The sequence below is a fragment of the Paenibacillus sp. UASWS1643 genome (assembly GCF_008693195.1).
Classification (GTDB): Bacteria; Bacillota; Bacilli; order Paenibacillales; family Paenibacillaceae; genus Paenibacillus; species Paenibacillus amylolyticus_B.
This window is the reverse complement of the sequence record NZ_VXKZ01000115.1, coordinates 479,896-496,910: the sequence shown is the minus strand read 5'-3', so window position 1 is coordinate 496,910 and position 17,015 is coordinate 479,896. Positions and strand designations below refer to the sequence as shown.

General features: G+C 47.9%; 10 protein-coding genes. All 10 read left to right on the top strand.

Features of this window, described 5'->3' with window-relative positions:
- The first annotated feature begins 32 nt into the window (after positions 1 to 32).
- The 10 genes from FE296_RS26775 (at position 33) to FE296_RS26725 (ending at position 16,974) form a co-directional block, all read left to right on the top strand.
- Positions 33 to 488 carry a GNAT family N-acetyltransferase gene (locus FE296_RS26775; RefSeq protein ID WP_150367007.1) on the top strand — a complete coding sequence of 152 codons (456 nt, stop codon included), beginning with the start codon at positions 33 to 35 and terminating at the stop codon, positions 486 to 488.
- A 668-nt stretch (positions 489 to 1,156) separates the two neighbouring features.
- Entirely contained in the window at positions 1,157 to 1,387 is a 231-nt protein-coding gene (locus FE296_RS26765) for a hypothetical protein (protein WP_150367006.1), read from the top strand.
- A gap of 5 nt (positions 1,388 to 1,392) precedes the next feature.
- Positions 1,393 to 2,529 (top strand): GntR family transcriptional regulator, encoded by a 1,137-nt coding sequence (locus FE296_RS26760; RefSeq protein ID WP_150367005.1) that lies wholly within the window; start codon positions 1,393 to 1,395, stop codon positions 2,527 to 2,529.
- A gap of 169 nt (positions 2,530 to 2,698) precedes the next feature.
- On the top strand, positions 2,699 to 4,924 hold the full coding sequence (locus FE296_RS26755; protein WP_150367004.1) for a hypothetical protein: 2,226 nt from the start codon (positions 2,699 to 2,701) through the stop codon (positions 4,922 to 4,924).
- A 27-nt stretch (positions 4,925 to 4,951) separates the two neighbouring features.
- A complete protein-coding gene (locus FE296_RS26750; RefSeq protein WP_150367002.1) occupies positions 4,952 to 8,026 on the top strand; it encodes an alpha-mannosidase in 3,075 nt (1,024 codons plus the stop codon).
- A 25-nt stretch (positions 8,027 to 8,051) separates the two neighbouring features.
- On the top strand, positions 8,052 to 8,966 hold the full coding sequence (locus tag FE296_RS26745) for an ABC transporter permease (protein ID WP_223869044.1): 915 nt from the start codon (positions 8,052 to 8,054) through the stop codon (positions 8,964 to 8,966).
- 12 nt (positions 8,967 to 8,978) lie between these two features.
- Positions 8,979 to 9,875, top strand: coding sequence for a carbohydrate ABC transporter permease (locus FE296_RS26740; RefSeq protein ID WP_150367000.1), 897 nt, complete (start codon positions 8,979 to 8,981; stop codon positions 9,873 to 9,875).
- 80 nt (positions 9,876 to 9,955) lie between these two features.
- The gene (locus FE296_RS26735; protein ID WP_150366998.1) at positions 9,956 to 11,611 is read left to right on the top strand and encodes an extracellular solute-binding protein; all 1,656 of its coding nucleotides are present in this window, start codon (positions 9,956 to 9,958) and stop codon (positions 11,609 to 11,611) included.
- 44 nt (positions 11,612 to 11,655) lie between these two features.
- Positions 11,656 to 13,662, top strand: a complete 2,007-nt coding sequence (locus FE296_RS26730) for a glutaminase family protein (protein WP_150366996.1) — start codon at positions 11,656 to 11,658, stop codon at positions 13,660 to 13,662.
- A 24-nt stretch (positions 13,663 to 13,686) separates the two neighbouring features.
- Positions 13,687 to 16,974, top strand: a complete 3,288-nt coding sequence (locus FE296_RS26725; protein WP_150366994.1) for a glycosyl hydrolase — start codon at positions 13,687 to 13,689, stop codon at positions 16,972 to 16,974.
- The last annotated feature ends 41 nt before the right edge of the window (positions 16,975 to 17,015 follow it).

Genomic DNA, 17,015 nt, shown 5'->3' with positions numbered 1-17,015 from the left:
CGGAGGAATTCAATATAATATGGGAGGTAATTATGGAATTTATAACAGCAACTGTGGACCATCTTCCTGCAATTGTTCGATTATTAGCGGACGATGAATTCGGTGTCACCCGAGAACGTTATGAAATACCACTGCCAAAAGAATACATTGAGGCATTCGCCAAGATTGAACAACAGATTGGTAATTCCATCATCGTTGCTATGGATAAAGACGAAGTTGTTGGATGCCTTCAGCTCACTATTATTCCGGGGATTTCAAGATTAGGTACAACAAGGGGTCAAATAGAGGGTGTTCGTGTTGGCCAGGGTTATCGAGGTAGAGGTATTGGCGAGTCGCTATTTCGTTATGCAATTAATGAGGCAAAATCAATGGGTTGCGACATGATACAGCTGACAACAGATAAAAAACGAAAAGATGCCCATAGGTTCTATGAACGACTTGGATTTGTTGATAGTCATGATGGCATGAAACTTGTATTCAGTAGATAGATATTGAAGAAACTTTAACTTGAGAATCAAGTTGTTGCTTTCATATCTATAGTCTATGCTCCATCTATAGGTTGCAAAAAGTTATCTGCATATAACAGGACTTTATGTTCATAATTTACTTTTTACGTAATAAAGTAAGAACGAAGCTTCTACGATTACAACGCCGCATAAAGGTGGATGCCGCGGGACAAGAATATTATTCCATTCAAAGTCGCTATTATAGCGGCTTTTTTGTTTTAAGGAACCAAGTTCTTGTCCCCAGCTTAGGACAAGAACTTGGTTCCTTTGCCGAAATGGACACGAACTTATTCCCATTTCCGATTAGACAAAAACCTGAATAATGAGTAGATACAACTAAGAAATGCACCGCTGAAGCAGCTAGCCAGCACAGTCCCTACACCTATAGGTCCTTTAAGAGATCATGTGTCGGCAGGTGGTAGCCGCAGCAATTAAATGTATAGTAGGATACCCCCGTGATGAAAGGATACCAAATTAAATAGGGGACGATAAAGCCTGGGATAAAGGGAATTGGAACGTCCAAGTTTGTCTGAAGACTAGACACTCGATCTCCTGCCCGGTTCAAGACCCCATAAAAAATATTTAGAATGGGGACTGCTAAAAGCCATAGCAGTGACAACCATTCTGATCTATAGGAGGGTTTTAGATTAATGAAATCAACTTCCCTAAGGGATCACCAAGCACGATTAGTTTATGGCGCACACGAGAGTAGGGGATCAACACCTGATGATCCTGCGCCCAGAAAAATTGTTTGCCTCTCAAATAAAGAAGGTGAGACAAGGAATGAAGGATTGACAGGCATTTTACGGTTGTTTATTGTACTTATATGTGTAAAAATATATTTTATATATAAAAATATAATGAATGAATTGGTGATGTGATTATCATGAGTACGAATGATAGAATACCGTTGTACCAACAAATTCAAGACTACATCCGCAAATTCATTGCTTCCGAAAATATGAAGCCGGGTGATCGAATACCGACAGAGAAGGAACTCATGGATCGATTTAACGTTAGCAAAATTACAGTTGTGAATGCCCTGACAGGCTTGGCTAACGAGAAATTGATTGCACGCGTCCCGGGGAAAGGAAGCTTTGTTGCGGAAGGCACAGATGCAGCAGACAACGCATTTTCTGAATCTCCGGCAGTAAAGGGAGGCAGATCGAGTACAAGAATGATTGGGGTTATCATGCCTACGATTCACGACTACTTTGCGATTCGACTCATCGAAGGGATCGAGCAGTCACTCAATCAGGAAGGCTATCGCAGCATGATCATGCTGACGCATGGCAACATCGAGAAAGAAAAGGATGCGATCAGGGAGTTAAAGGCACTTGGAACTGAGGGGCTGTTAATCTTTCCTGTGGATGAAGGTAACTATAACGAGGAGATTCTCGGCATGAAGTTATCCGGCTTCCCTTTTTTGCTGATTGACCGATATTTGCCTGGCGTCGAAACCCATTACATTGCGGCTGATGGAAGGTTGGGCGTGAGGCTGGCCGTTGAACATCTATGGGAGCTTGGACATCGTGATATAGCGATCTGCTCGGATTCTCCATTGCAAACCGTCACCGTCCAGGAGCGGATTGATGGTTATATTGAAGCACTGAAGGATAAAGAAGCATTGATTAACCCTGCACATATGATTACAGATTTCAAACCGTTGTCTGTTCTGAAGGACGCCGAAGCCCATCCGTTGTACCGATATATCAGCAACAAAATGGTGACTGCTTATATATCGCTGAATGGCAGGCTGGGGGTACAGATCTATCAAATGGCCAAGCAAGCCGGTCTTCGCATTCCCGAAGATATATCGATTGTAAGCTTTGATGATCCCACTTCCATCGTGGAGGAATTCAGTATTTTTACGCATGTAAAACAATTTGAGAGAGAGATGGGAATCCGAGCAGGCAACCAGCTTCTTGAAGTCATTCGGAATAGCCGCGAGATTACGGGCTTCAGCAAAATTCTGATTGAACCTGAACTTGTCGTTCGTCAAACGACTGGAAGCTGTCCCTAATTATTATATCAATGCTTAAATTCAAGTCTTTTCCGTAGATGTACGGAAAGGGCTTTTTTATTTTTCTTAAAAAACATATTGAATATATTCTTAATGTATATTATATTTTGTAAAATGGTGAATATTTACAACGAAAGACCAATCCAACATGGGCAGGGAGGTCATAGCTGTGGTTAGAGATCGGAAAGAAGAACGAACCGGATTCCAGGAATCAGCACCCTATCATCCTGATTATGATCTGCAAACGGATTTTGTCATGGTCTATGGAATGGACGATACGATGCCGCAACGTATTCAGGAATGGAAGGATAAAGGGTACGTGGTTCATTTAATGACAGGGGTGGCATGGGGGACCTATAACAACTATCTGGACGGGGAAGTAGACGGGGAAACGCACTGGGATGAAGCCCAGATGGATCGCGATGGCGAGATGATTGTCCATGGGAAGGAACCTATTATTCCTTACATGGTCCCAACGGTTTCCTTTGGTAAATATATCGCTGAACGCATACGTGCAGCTGTTGATTCTGGCGTGGAGGCGATCCATCTGGAGGAGCCTGAATTTTGGGTCAACGGGGGGTACTCGGAATCGTTTAAGAGAGAATGGCAGTTGTATTACAAAGAACCCTGGAGTCCGCCTCACTCCTCACCCGATGCACAGTTTCGGGCTTCCAAATTGAAAGCGCATTTATACACACGTGTGTTAGACCGATTGTGTACCGAGATGAAAGATTACGCTCTGAAACGTTACAATCGCATCTTGCGATTCTACGTTCCGACCCACAGCCTGATCAATTATACGCAGTGGCGAATTGTTAGCCCGCAGTCTCGATTGATAGAGCTTCCCTCCGTAGATGGATATATTGCACAAATCTGGACCGGGACATCACGAACACCGAACGTGTATGAAGGGGTGCGCAAAGAACGCACTTTTGAAACCGCTTACTTGGAATATGGTGTCATGCAAGAGCTTGTGCGGGGTACAGACAGACGAATGTGGTTTCTGCATGACCCTATCGAGGACAATCCGAATTATACATGGGCCGACTATAAACAGAACTACCTGAAGACCGTTGCTGCTTCCCTGCTTCATCCCGGGGTTTCCCATTACGAGGTCGCACCTTGGCCGCGAAGAATTTTCAAAGGAACTTATCCGTCTGATGACGGTGCACATAAAGTACAGATCCCACCTGATTATGCAACGACATTGATGCATGTGATGCACACACTTGGAAATATGGATCAAGACACTATCGAAACAGAAGGTGAATCTCTTCAAGTTGGTGTATTGATTGCCGACTCAGCGATGTTTCAGCGCATGAAGCCTGAGCCGGAGGCACCGAATGCTGGAAAATATGACGGTACAGATCCGGAAGGATTCCAAGCGGATGGCGACACGGAGCTGCTGGATTTCTCTCCATTCTATGGTCTTGCTCTGCCATTGCTTAAACACGGAATACCTGTGAGACCCGTCCAGCTTGATAATGTGAGGCGCTATCCACATTACCTGGCTCCATATCGTGTCCTGCTGTTGAGTTATGAGTACATGAAGCCGGAGCACTCCGATATCCATTATGCACTGGCCCAATGGGTACAGGACGGTGGTGCGTTGATCTATGTGGGAGACGACAGCGACCCCTATCACAACATCCGGGCATGGTGGAATGATGACCAGTGCAGGGAAAGCACGAATACCATATATACCTCACCACGCGAACACTTGTTTGAACAGCTAGGGCTTAAGGTAGAACAGGAAGGGATTCATCCTGTGGGCAAAGGGGCGGTGCATTGGCTTCCTGTACATCCGGCTGTATGTACGTCAAGTAAAGCGAGTGCAGATCAACTTCGCCAGACTGTGAAAGAAACATGGGAAAGACTACAGGATTCCAACTTCCGTTGGGAAGCCAAGCATTATTTTAAAATTAAACGGGGGCCCTACATCATAGCCTCTGTCCTGGAAGAGTCCATATCCGAAGAACCACTGGTTATCCCAGGTCCGGTGGTGGACTTGTTCGATCCTGACCTGCATGTTCGGCAAGAAGTAAGGTTGGCTCCTGGTGAGCAAGCACTGTTATACGACATTACGGCCGGAAGACCACAGCAAGACAAGGTGAGCCTGATCTCTGCCTCTTCCAGAATTGAAGATCTGACGATAACGAATGCAGGTTTTCAATGTGTAGCCAAGGGTCCGACCAACATGCAGGCCACCGCCAGATTCTATTGCCCATTTGAACCCATATCCGTTTGCAGTATAGATCAACACCAGACTGTACCTGCCGAATGGAAATGGGATTCAAAATCGAAAACCGTACTGCTTAACTATGAGCATGGCAGCAAGAACAAGGTGGAGATTCAAGTAAGGTGGGATCGTGAGAATGCAAAAGCAAAAGCTTGATGAACGAGAGGAGAGAACAAAACAATTATGCCATATGAACCGATTAGACTCGGACATTTGAATCAAATGCTGTCCAAACTCCGTGAAGCCATATATGAGCCCATTGCCAAGTTGAATGTGACGGCATGGGTTACCCTGGAACCTGTTTCGTTCGAGGAAAGAATGTCAGGTCAGAAAATCACCCTTTCACAGGGCGAGCGTTGGGGGAAGTTATGGGATTGTGCCTGGTTTTGTTTTACAGGGAGCATTCCACCGTCCGGTAGTGACGCCAAGGCTGTTCTCCTGCTGGACGTGAACGGAGAACTCTGTCTGGTAGATCTGGAAGGAACACCTGTACAGGGTTTGACAACCATCAACTCGGAGTTTGAATTCACATTGGGTCTCCCCGGGAAAAGAGTGGTTGAACTGGACCATTCGTCGATAATCGTGAAGGACGGAGCATTCGAACTGTGGGCTGACGCTGGCAATAACGACTTATTTGGAAAATACCAGGGCGGTACGGTAAAAGAAGCGATGTTGGCCATTTGTCATGAAGATATACGAAGCCTGTATTACGACACCGAAGTGCTTCTGGAGACGGCAGAACACCTTCCTGTCAACACGGCTCGCAGAGAAAGGATTCTTCAATCCCTGTATGACGCTTCCATAGTATTGACGGAATTCACGCCTGATCGCATACATCGCGCCAAGCAATTATTGAACGAACAATTATCACGTCGTGGCGGCGATCCTGTGCTGAACATAAGTGCAGTTGGGCATGCGCATATTGATTTGGCCTGGTTATGGCCGATCCGTGAGACGATCCGCAAGGGCGCAAGAACATTCTCCACGGTGCTTCGCATGATGGAGCGTTATCCCGATTATGTATTCGGAGCGAGTCAGCCTCAGCTATACGATTGGATGAAGCAGCACTATCCCAAGCTGTATGACCAGATCAAGGAACGGGTGCAGGAAGGCAGATGGGAACCGCAAGGGGCCATGTGGGTGGAATCGGATACCAATGTGCCAGGCGGTGAATCTCTTGTACGCCAGATTCTGTACGGCAAACGTTATTTCCAACAGGAATTTGGAATGGAGATGAAGTCGCTGTGGATGCCAGATGTATTTGGCTACTCCGCAAGCTTGCCGCAGTTGTTGAAGAAATCCGGTGTGGATTACATGATGACCCAGAAGCTCTCCTGGAGTGAGTACAACCGCCATCCTCACCATTCCTTTCTGTGGGAAGGGATCGACGGTTCCTCGGTGTTAACACATATGCCACCTGAGGATACGTACAACAGTCCGGCCGCCCCACGTTCCATTGCCAAAGCAGAGCGGGAGTATCTGGACAAAAATGTTTCCAGCCACGCATTGATGCTCTTTGGCATTGGAGACGGCGGCGGCGGGCCGGGAGAAGAGCATTTGGAACGGTTGGAGCGGGAGAAGAACCTGCTCGGTCTGGCGCCTGTTGTGCAGGAACCTTCCTGGAAATTTTTTGAACGATTGAATGAAGAAAGAGAGCGATTCCAGACCTGGCGTGGGGAGTTGTATCTCGAAAAGCACCAAGGAACCCTGACCAGTCAGGCACGGAGCAAGTGGTATAACCGCAAGATGGAGAAAGCTCTGCGCGAGCTGGAGTTTGCTGCTGTACTGGCTACCCGCATGGGCAAGTCTTATCCGGCCGAAGCATTGGATACGATCTGGAAGGAAGTGCTTCTGTACCAGTTCCATGATATTCTCCCCGGATCTTCGATTAAGCGAGTATATGATGAATCGTTAATACGGTATGAAGCATTGCTCCAGCAGACGGAAGGCATGATCACCGAAACCTACAGCTATATTACAGATTATATCTCTTCCCAAGAGGAAAGCTCCAATTCAACTGTGGTATTCAACTCACTGCCGTGGGAACGTCAGGAGTGGCTGCATCTCCATGGGCGATGGCATAAGGTGCAGGTTCCATCCATGGGCTACACCGTGTTATCTGATCATGAAGATCAGGAGGTCATGGGGGAGATCGCAACTGGTATTGAAACGGATGTTGCTGCGCTGGAAACAGATTTCCGTGACACAGCCAAGGAGTACAGTGTGGAGAATGACATTCTCATCGTGAAATTTGACCCCAATGGCGGCATTACCTCGATCCTGGATAAACTGGAGTCCCGTGAAATCATCCTGCAAGGACAGCGGGGGAACGATCTTCGTGTATATCATGACGAAGGCGATGCCTGGGATTTCCGCCATGATTATTCAGCGCAAGTGGGGATGCCATTAATTCTGAATGATATCCATGAGTTTCGGGATGGTCCAAGAGTTGGGTTGGTTTTTGATTACAGCTACGGCGAGTCGTCTCTAACCCAAACCGTTATTTTAACGGAGGGCAGTCGGCGTATTGATTTTGAAACGGTGGTGGATTGGCAGGAATACGGTAAAATGTTGCGCACTTCGTTCCCGGTGCAGATTCGTACCGATCAGGTACACTGTGAAATCCAGTTTGGCAGCCTGAGCAGGCCGACTCACCGCAATACGATGTGGGACTTTGCCAAGGATGAGATTTGCGCTCACCAATGGGTGGATATATCAGAACCGGATTACGGAGTCGCCTTACTCAACGATTGCAAATACGGACATCGAGCCATCAACAATGTACTTGACCTTCATTTGCTGCGCAGCAGTTCCTACCCGGATCCGGTGGCGGATCGTGCAGAGCACCAATTCACCTATTCGTTATATCCGCATCAGGGGAACCATGTTCAGGCTGAAATTTATCGAAGAGGCAATGAGCTCAATATTCCGCTGCGCCTGAGTTCCTTGTCTGCACCTTCAATGGATGTAGAAGAGGAAAAGCTGCCTTACACGAAAGCATTCCTGCAGCCGGATCATCCGCACATCATGGTGGAGTCAATCAAAAAAGCCGAGGACAGCAATGACATTATCGTCCGTCTGTATGAGACCTCGGGAACCCGGGTCAAAACGAAACTGTCCATCGGTTGGAATGCTGAAGAAGTCTGGGAAGTGGATCTCATGGAGAATAACATTTCATCGCTGGAGCTTCAGGATCAAGCCGACGTAGTTTTGTCCTTTACACCATTCGAGATCATCTCGCTGCGATTGAAAGGTTAGGTTAAGGGAAAGGAGCGTTGGGAATGTGATTAAGAACAGTGTGTTAATGAAGCGAATCTGGAAGCATAAGCTCTTTTACTTGTTCATGTTACCTGGCATCATCTGGTTCTTCCTATTCTCTTATGTTCCCTTATATGGAATTCAGGTCGCCTTCAGGGACTATACCTTCGTTGGCGGTTTTACCGGAAGTCCCTGGGCAGGTTTCAAGTACTTTCAACAGTTCTTTAACTACTATCAATCTGGTGATATCATCCGCAACACGGTGATTATCAGTCTTATGAAGCTGTTAATCGGCTTTCCGATGCCAATCATTCTTGCCATTCTTTTAAACGAAATACGCATGATCAGGTTCAAGAAAACCGTTCAGACACTTTCCTATTTACCCTACTTTGTATCCTGGATTGTGGTTGTCACCCTGATGCAGAGATTGCTCACGCCATACGGCGGGCCAGTGAATGATTTGCTGGGGTCGTTCGGAACTGATCCAATCCAATTCCTGAACAATCCCACCTGGTTCTATCAGATGATTGTTGGATCGGATATTTGGAAGAACATCGGCTGGAACTCCATCATATTCATGGCTGCGATTGCCGGAATTGACCAGCAGCAATATGAAGCTGCCAAGATCGATGGTGCAGGGCGTTTCCAACAGATGTGGCATGTGACCCTGCCGGGTATCCGTAATGTCGCCATTATATTATTTATTCTCGCCGTGGGTAACTTGATGAGCGCGGGTTATGAGCAGCTGCTTCTCATGAATGGACCTGCGACCGCTGGCATGGGCAGTGTACTCGACGTGCACGCCATTAACTCGGGTATCCGGGAAGGGCGTCTGAGTTACGCGGCAGCTGTGGGGCTGTTCCAGAGTGTAATTGGGCTGATTTTGGTGCTAACGGTCAACCGGATTGCCCGCAAAGTCAGTGATGTATCCCTGTTCTAAGGAGGTGATGTGATGACACGTAAATGGTCCTTATTTTCCGTTATAAACTATACCATTCTCGCTTTGGTCGGATTCTCCATGATCTACCCGTTTATTTACATCCTGGCGTACTCGCTGAATGACGGCAAGGATTCCATGCAGGGCGCGATCTATTTCCTTCCACGACAATTTACACTGGAGAACTATGCCCAGGTATTTGATAACGCACGCATCTGGAAGGCATACCAGATCACCATCATTCGAACCGTGCTGGGTACGTTCCTTCATGTGATTCTGTGTACACTGATGGCTTACGCGCTCTCGAAGAAATCATTTCCGGGCCGCTCATTTTTCACCTTTTACATCTTTTTGCCTACAATTTTCAGTGCCGGATTCATCCCGTTCTTCATTACGCTTCAGAAGCTGCATCTGATCAATACGTTCTGGGTGTACGTCTTGCCGCTGTTATTCAACTTCATGCATATCATCATTATCCGGACCTTTCTGCAAGGAATTCCGGAAGAGCTGGAGGAATCAGCCCACATTGACGGGTATGGGGATTTTCAAATCTTCATTCGCATCATTCTGCCTCTCTCGGGACCCGTACTGGCAACGATCTCCCTCTTCATTGGGGTCGCCCACTGGAATGACTGGTTCTCGGGTGCCTACTATGTGTCCAACAAGGATCTGATTCCGGTGCAAACCCTCTTGCAGGAGATGCTGACCGAAGCGGAGTCGCTGTCCAATTCGATGCAGCGCGCAGCACAACAGGGCGGGCAGACGATTGGCGGTTCAGGCGGAGCGGGTGCGACACCCGAATCCCTGCGTATGGCTTTGCTCGTCATTACGGTCTTCCCGATCCTGTGTATCTACCCGTTCCTGCAACGATATTTCGTAAAAGGAGTGATGATCGGTTCGGTCAAAGGTTAGGGTATCCGGACCCGGAATTTGCTGAGCTTTGCCAAGCTTGACCCAGATCATTCATCATCATATTTCAGGAGGCGATTGGTTTGAACCGAATTTGGTCGAAAGGCGTATCCGTATTACTCGTGTCTATCTTGGTTGGAGGATCGTTGAGCGGATGCACGGATTCTTCAGGGAACGGGAATGGCGGAGAATTAGCAGATGGTTCTTATAAGCTCAAAATATTGCACAACTGGAACGGTTCAGGTGGTTCGGACAACGGAATAACGCCTGTGGAAGAAGTCATCAAGGAGAAAACCGGCGTCACGCTGGATTGGGAGTATACCAAAGGCAGTGAGACCGAGAAGGTAAACCAGATATTTGCCACGCAGGATCTGCCGGATATCTATACCGGACCTGCATGGGGAGGTGAGCTGGACGGCATTATCAAGGCGGCCAAAGAAGGGCAGCTCGTCGATATTTCCGACAAATTGGGGGACTATCCTAACCTCGCGAAATCCATTGCTGAAGAAAATGTACCCCCAGCGCTCTACGAAAAAGCGATTAATGCATATGACGGCAAAAAATATCTACTCCTGCAAAACCAGCCTGCCCAGAATGAAGATGGCATGGATTGGCTGTACGGCTTCTATGTTCGCAAGGATATCGCGGATAAGGTGGGTATAGACCCTCAATCGGTCGTGACAAAGGAGGAATTCTATAACTTCCTCAAAGCCATCAAGGATGCCAATCTGCAAGAGAACGGGCAGCCGGTCTTTCCACTGGGTGGCTTCAGCAACGGCTGGTCCGTCGGCATCGGTAATACCATGTTCAATTCGGGTGGCAGTTATGTTGACAAAGGTGACGGAACGGTAGAGCATAACTTTTTCACCAAAGGTTATGAAGAATACACCCTGTTCTATCGGAAACTGGTTGAAGAAGGGTTAATGGACCCGGAAGCATTCACCCAGACTGACCCGATCGCCAAGGAGAAAATCAATCAGGGCCGCATCGCCATTCTGGCCGCACACTATCCGGCCATTCTGGATGCCTCCAAAGAATATGTTACTTCACACCCTGGAAGCGATTACATTCCGATCGGCCCTTTGGAGCGTGCAGATGTTGAACCGAATCGCCCTGCGGATCTGGGCATTCAGGGCAACAACGTAACAGCGATCACCAAAAACTGCAAGGGCGCATGTGTAGATGCGGCGCTGAAGTTCCTCGATTACATGGCTTCCGATGAAGGATTTATGCTGGCAAGATACGGAGTGCAGGGCGTTCATTGGGATTTGAAGGAGGGTAAACCTGTTGCCAATAAGGAGTGGTTCGATAAATTTACGGCAGATCAATCGGGTAAAGTTCGCAAGAACGAAGGCATTTCCATTGGTCTGGAATCCATCACGGGGCCTGATCGAATCAATTCGGTCGCAGGCGGAGATATCTGGGCCGATCAGAAACGGCTTGATGCCATGGAACAAGCCAGAAAAATTCTGCGCCCTAATGGCATTCATGTCATTACAGCCTATAACCCGGGCGATGTGATTACCAAAGCACCGGAATGGGAGATGCTGAAGCCTTCCATGGACCGGATGGGTGATGCCTGGAAGGAAGCAATCTTTGCGAAATCGGATGAAGCGGCGTTGGGCATTATCAACGAGCTTCGCGAGCAGCTTCGAAAGACCGGATATGATCAAGCCATGCAGTTTACGAACGAAAACTTGAAAGGGAAAGACGTAGTTACCGTTCAGATGCCGAACTGATCACCTCCATATTCTTACTTTTAATTTGAAGGAGTTGCATTCATATGACGACTGAGTTTAGACCGCCTTCCGTACCTCTGGTTACTGTGGACCCTTATTTTAGCGTATGGTCAGCCGCGGACCATCTGTATGAAGATCATACCCGGCATTGGACGAACAAAACGAATGGCATGGTGGGCTTGGCGGTGATCGATGGAAAGCTTCGACGATTTATGGGGAAAGTGGGATCGGAGGAGCGTACAGCTGTCGAGGAACCTGAAGTGCTGGTGCAGACCAACCTGACTGTCCAGCCCGTAACGACTCGATATACGTTTCAAGGGGAAGGAATTGAACTTCATGTTCAGTTCAATACACCTTTATTGCTGGATGATCTGGACCTGTTATCCAGGCCGGTGACGTATTTGACTTTTCAGGCCAAATCCATCGATGGGGCATCCCATCAAGTCAAAATATATTTTGACGTGACAGGTGAATGGTGTGTAAACACATCCGACCAACACATTACATGGGAACGCCATGTGATTGAGGGGCAATGGAATGTCATGTCCATGGGAACTGTGGATCAGCCCGTATTACAGCTTGCCGGTGATGATACACGAATCGATTGGGGATATATGGTTCTGGCTGTTCCTCAATCTTCCGATATCCAGACGGCCATTCATTCAGTAACAGGCCGTGAGCATTATGCACGCACTGGACAATTGCCGATCGAAGATGATCATCCTCAGCCGCGAGCTGTATCGGACAACATGCCGGTTATGGCCGCCGAGATCGATCTGGGGGCTGTCCGGGACGAACCGATATCCGAATTTCTCATGCTTGCGTATGACGATATCCATGCGATTGAATATTTTCAACAGCCTTTACATGCCTATTGGAAAAGAAATGGATTAACGTTTCATGAAATGCTATTACTGGCAGCTCAACAATACGAAGAGATTCAGCGGCGCTGTGACAGCTTTAATCTTGAACTCATGGCAGAGAGTCAGGCCGCAGGCGGTGAGAAATACCGGGATATTGTGGCGCTAACCTACAGACAGGCGATTGCAGCGCATAAGCTGGTTGCGGATGAGGAGGGGGATGCTCTATTTTTCTCCAAAGAGAATTTCAGCAATGGATGTATCGCTACGGTGGATGTCAGCTATCCTTCGATCCCATTATTCCTGAGATACAACCCTGAACTGATCAAGGGCATGATGCGTCCAATTTACAAGTATGCGATGAGCCCGGATTGGACGTTTGATTTTGCTCCTCATGATGTAGGAACCTACCCTAGGGCCAACGGTCAGGTGTATGGAGAGAATAAGCTGGAATACCAGATGCCGATTGAGGAATGCGGCAATATGCTGCTGATGGCTGCGGCGGTCAGCAAATATGAGGGAGATATCGAATTTGCTCGGCAGCATTGGGAACCTCTTACACGATGGGCAGATTATTTGCTACACAATGGACTCGATCCTGTAAACCAGCTGTGCACGGATGACTTCGCCGGGCATCTGGCGCACAATACCAATTTATCGATCAAGGCCATATTGGGTATTGCTGCGTATTCCTATATGTGTGACAGGCTCGGACTGAAGGAAGGGGCGACATACCTTGAGGGAGCTCGAAAAATGGCACAGGAGTGGGTGTCCATGGCAGATGCCGGGGACCATTATAAGCTGACGTTTGACAGTCCAACCGAGTCATGGAGCATGAAGTACAATCTGGTGTGGGATCATTTGCTCGACCTGCACCTGTTCCCGAAAGAGATCGCCGCCAAAGAACTTGAATATTACATGCACAAACAAAACCGCTATGGGCTGCCGCTGGATAGCCGTGAAACGTATACCAAATCCGATTGGCTGGTATGGTGTGCCTCCATGAGTTCAACGAAAGCGCAGTTTGAGTCTTTCATTTCACCGCTGTGGGATTTCATTAATGAAACTTCGTCTCGTGTTCCCGTAACGGATTGGTATGACACGATCACCGCTAAGCAGATGAATTTTCAGAATCGTTCTGTGGTTGGCGGCTTCTTTATCCAATTACTCATGCAACAGTCTATAGACTAATGGGTGTGAAGGCAGGTGGTGAGTATGAAGGCAGACGCAGAAGAAATCTGTAACCCTTCCATACAACTCAAACAGCAATTTGCGAATCCGGATGAAACATATCGTCCGCAGCCTTTTTGGTTTCTGAATCATGAGCTAGAGAAGACGGAACTGGAGAGCCAGATTCAATCCATGTTTGAAGCGGGAGTTGGTGGCGTGGTTCTGCATGCTCGGCATGGGATGCAAATGCCATATCTTTCGCCGGAATTCATGGAAGTGCTGGAGTTCTGCACAGCAGAATGCAAGAAACGGAATATGGTCGTCTGGCTGTACGATGAAGAGAATTGGCCGAGCGGAACCTTGGGCGGCAGACTGACACGGGAACAACCGGAATATCGCATGCGTTATTTGAGAATAGAGGAAAAGCGATATGTGCGAGATGCGCCGCAGGAAAGCTTGAAGCTGGATTTTGCCTCCCATGATCACAATGAGCTGATTGCCATCCTGGCCTATCACGCGGTTAACCGCGATGGAGAGTGGTTGCTTCATGATGAACCGGAAAATATCACGCATTATTGGGGGCGGGAGTGGACGCCGAATCATGCCGATGATTCTTATATCGTGCTGGCCTGCTGGTCTTGTGAAATTGCCGAAGGAATCACCTTTGCTCAAGGGTATTATCTGGATACATTGAACCCGAAAGCGGTTCAGTCTTTCATTCGGATGTCTTATGAACCGTTTCTTGCATTAAAGCCATATTATGGCTCAACCATCCAAGGGGTGTTTACAGACGAGCCGGGGCTTATGATTCATGATGGTTTCTTCGGCGTGGAGGCCATCCGAACCGCTGTTCATGATGTGGAGGCTACTTTGCCGGGGCTCGTCTTCGCTTGGACTGAGGGGATGGCCGAACGATATCAGCTAGAGAATGGGTATGATCTAATCCCGCGGTTAGGCGCATTGTTGTATCGAGTGGCAGACGGCAGCCGATCCACAAGGCAGCAATATTATGATACGATCACCCGCTGGTACGTGGATGGATATCATGCAGCGATTCGCACATGGTGTGAACAATCCGGTCTGCTCTATATCGGTCATACGCTGGAGGAGCCTGTCTGGGGGCAGGCTCGATCTCAAGGCAATCAGACCCGGGTATTGCAGCAATTCCACTATGCAGGCGTGGATTATCTCACTCCCGGCATCGGGTCAAAGGCGAATCCGCATCGCATTGTGTCCGTCAAGACGGCGGCTTCTGTCGCGCAGCTGAACAGGAAGGAACGGGTGATCTGTGAAGCCTTTGGTGCAAGTGGTCATGGTTATTCCATGCGCCAGCGGCGACTTGATGCCAATTTTATGGCTTTCTTGGGAGTTAATCTGTTTATTCCGCATGCATTCTATTATTCGTTTGCCGGTTATCGGAAGACCGACTTTCCACCGACTGAATTCAAACATGCACCCCATTGGCTGCATTATCGTGCTTTTGCCGATTATATAGGGCGATTGAGTCTGCTTGGTACAAAAGGAAAACGAACGCCGGAAGTTCTGCTGTTATCGCCTATCCATACGGTATATGAAACCATGTTCACATCAGGCGAAGCGGATATGCATCCTGCATCAGATGTGCTGTTCTCGCTTTTGTCAGATCGCTTGCTGCGATCATCTATCGACTACGACTATGTGGATGAATGCCAGCTTCACGAAGCGCTCCTTGTTGAAGGAGAGGGTTTGCAATTTGATGGCCATGGCCATGGCTATTCGATCCTCGTTATGCCGGAAATAGAGGTGCTGTCAAGGGATGTTGCAGCCAGGCTTGTATCCTTTGTTAAGCAGGGCGGAACGTTAATTGCAATAGGTAAAATTCCGCAGCATAGTGAATCTTTGCGGCATGATCCGGTGTTGTTGAAGGATATCCAGCAGCTGTTTGGTTCCGATCCGCCGCACGGAAAATTACGTGCTGTTGGCAAGGGTCACAGCCTCTTTTATTCCATGGATGACGCTGTTCATCAAGGCGGTCAGAGTCAGCGTCTGGATCAACTCGAAGCGTTTTGTATTCAATTAGGGGAGTTGATCAGAGAACCACCGGTAATACGATGGGATTGGATTGAAGGTCAGTCTGACGATTTGATTAGCGTCGAACGCAGAATTGGAAATCTGGTGTATGTATGGCTGATGAATTGGTCGCAGCACTCCGTGACCATTAAGCTCATTTGCGATGCAAAGAAAGGTGGCTTGCAAGAGTGGGAGTTGGAGAGTGGAAGAGTATGCAGCATTGACGCTGGATCATTCCTTTCATTCGTACCCGGAGAGCTGCGTGTGTTGTCGGTAAGCCCCCAAGAGAGCTCCTCTTTCCCGCAAGAACGTACGGATCATGCGGAGTATACTGAGCAAGCGTGCCAGGGAGACAAATCTTTTTCGGCGAATTTGGTAGAGGTCATTCTGGATGAGCAGTGGGGGTTCAGGACCGCAGGCCCCAACGTTCTTCTGCTAGATCAATGGCATGTCACGTTGAATGACCGACATTCCAGGATGAACGCGACCATGCCCGGGCAAGTAAATACGTATCGCACAGCGTTTGGCATGACGCCAAAATTGATTGAACGGCTTCAATCCCGGTGTGGTTCGGATCGTTCCGGTAAGGCGGGAGAAGAATCATGGGGCAGGATGGAATTGCTTCTGGATGATGTAGATCAGAACATTCCATCCCATATCGGATTTTTGCAGCGTAGGCGTAATCTGGAAATATTCGTCAATGGGGTACGTCAGGAAGCGTTAAGACGCTCTTCGTGGCAGGATGGTGATTATGACAGTGTAGATCTCACTCCACATTTGTTGGCTGGCGAGAATGAGCTGGAAATTCTGACGGTTTCGTTATTGGAACCGATGCCTGCTATTTCATTCCCAGCCTTTCTGATTGGTCCGTTCGCGATAGAAAACGATACGACGTTAAATACCGATGTGGAACAATGGGGTGGATGTTGGAATACTGCTGGCTATCCTTATTATTCAGGTACGGGTGTCTACTCGCAGCAGGTGGATCTGTCTAACGTAAACTTAGCTGCAAATGAGGAGCTATGGCTGGAAGCCGAAGATATAAGGGAGACAGCAAGCCTATATGTGAATGATATTGAAGCAGGTATTCGTTTATGGCCGCCTTACCAATGGAACATAACGCCATATATTCAAGAAGGATTGAATGAAATGAACTTACATGCCGCAAATACACTGGAGAATTTGTATGGTAAGTCAGCGCTGACATCAGGAATTAATGGACAGGTGAGGTTGATCCGACGAACGCGAAGAACATCACAGACGCAACATCACAACAAATCATAAAAAACATTAAAAATGCGTGTTCAAAAAGTCAGTTTTTCAGC

Bases quoted from the DNA above. Each gene is read 5' to 3' on its own strand.
- FE296_RS26775 (WP_150367007.1), top strand. From the start codon at position 33: ATGGAATTTATAACAGCAACTGTGGACCATCTTCCTGCAATTGTTCGA.
- FE296_RS26765 (WP_150367006.1), top strand. From the start codon at position 1,157: ATGAAATCAACTTCCCTAAGGGATCACCAAGCACGATTAGTTTATGGC.
- FE296_RS26760 (WP_150367005.1), top strand. From the start codon at position 1,393: ATGAGTACGAATGATAGAATACCGTTGTACCAACAAATTCAAGACTAC.
- FE296_RS26750 (WP_150367002.1), top strand. From the start codon at position 4,952: ATGCCATATGAACCGATTAGACTCGGACATTTGAATCAAATGCTGTCC.
- FE296_RS26740 (WP_150367000.1), top strand. From the start codon at position 8,979: ATGACACGTAAATGGTCCTTATTTTCCGTTATAAACTATACCATTCTC.
- FE296_RS26730 (WP_150366996.1), top strand. From the start codon at position 11,656: ATGACGACTGAGTTTAGACCGCCTTCCGTACCTCTGGTTACTGTGGAC.
- FE296_RS26725 (WP_150366994.1), top strand. From the start codon at position 13,687: ATGAAGGCAGACGCAGAAGAAATCTGTAACCCTTCCATACAACTCAAA.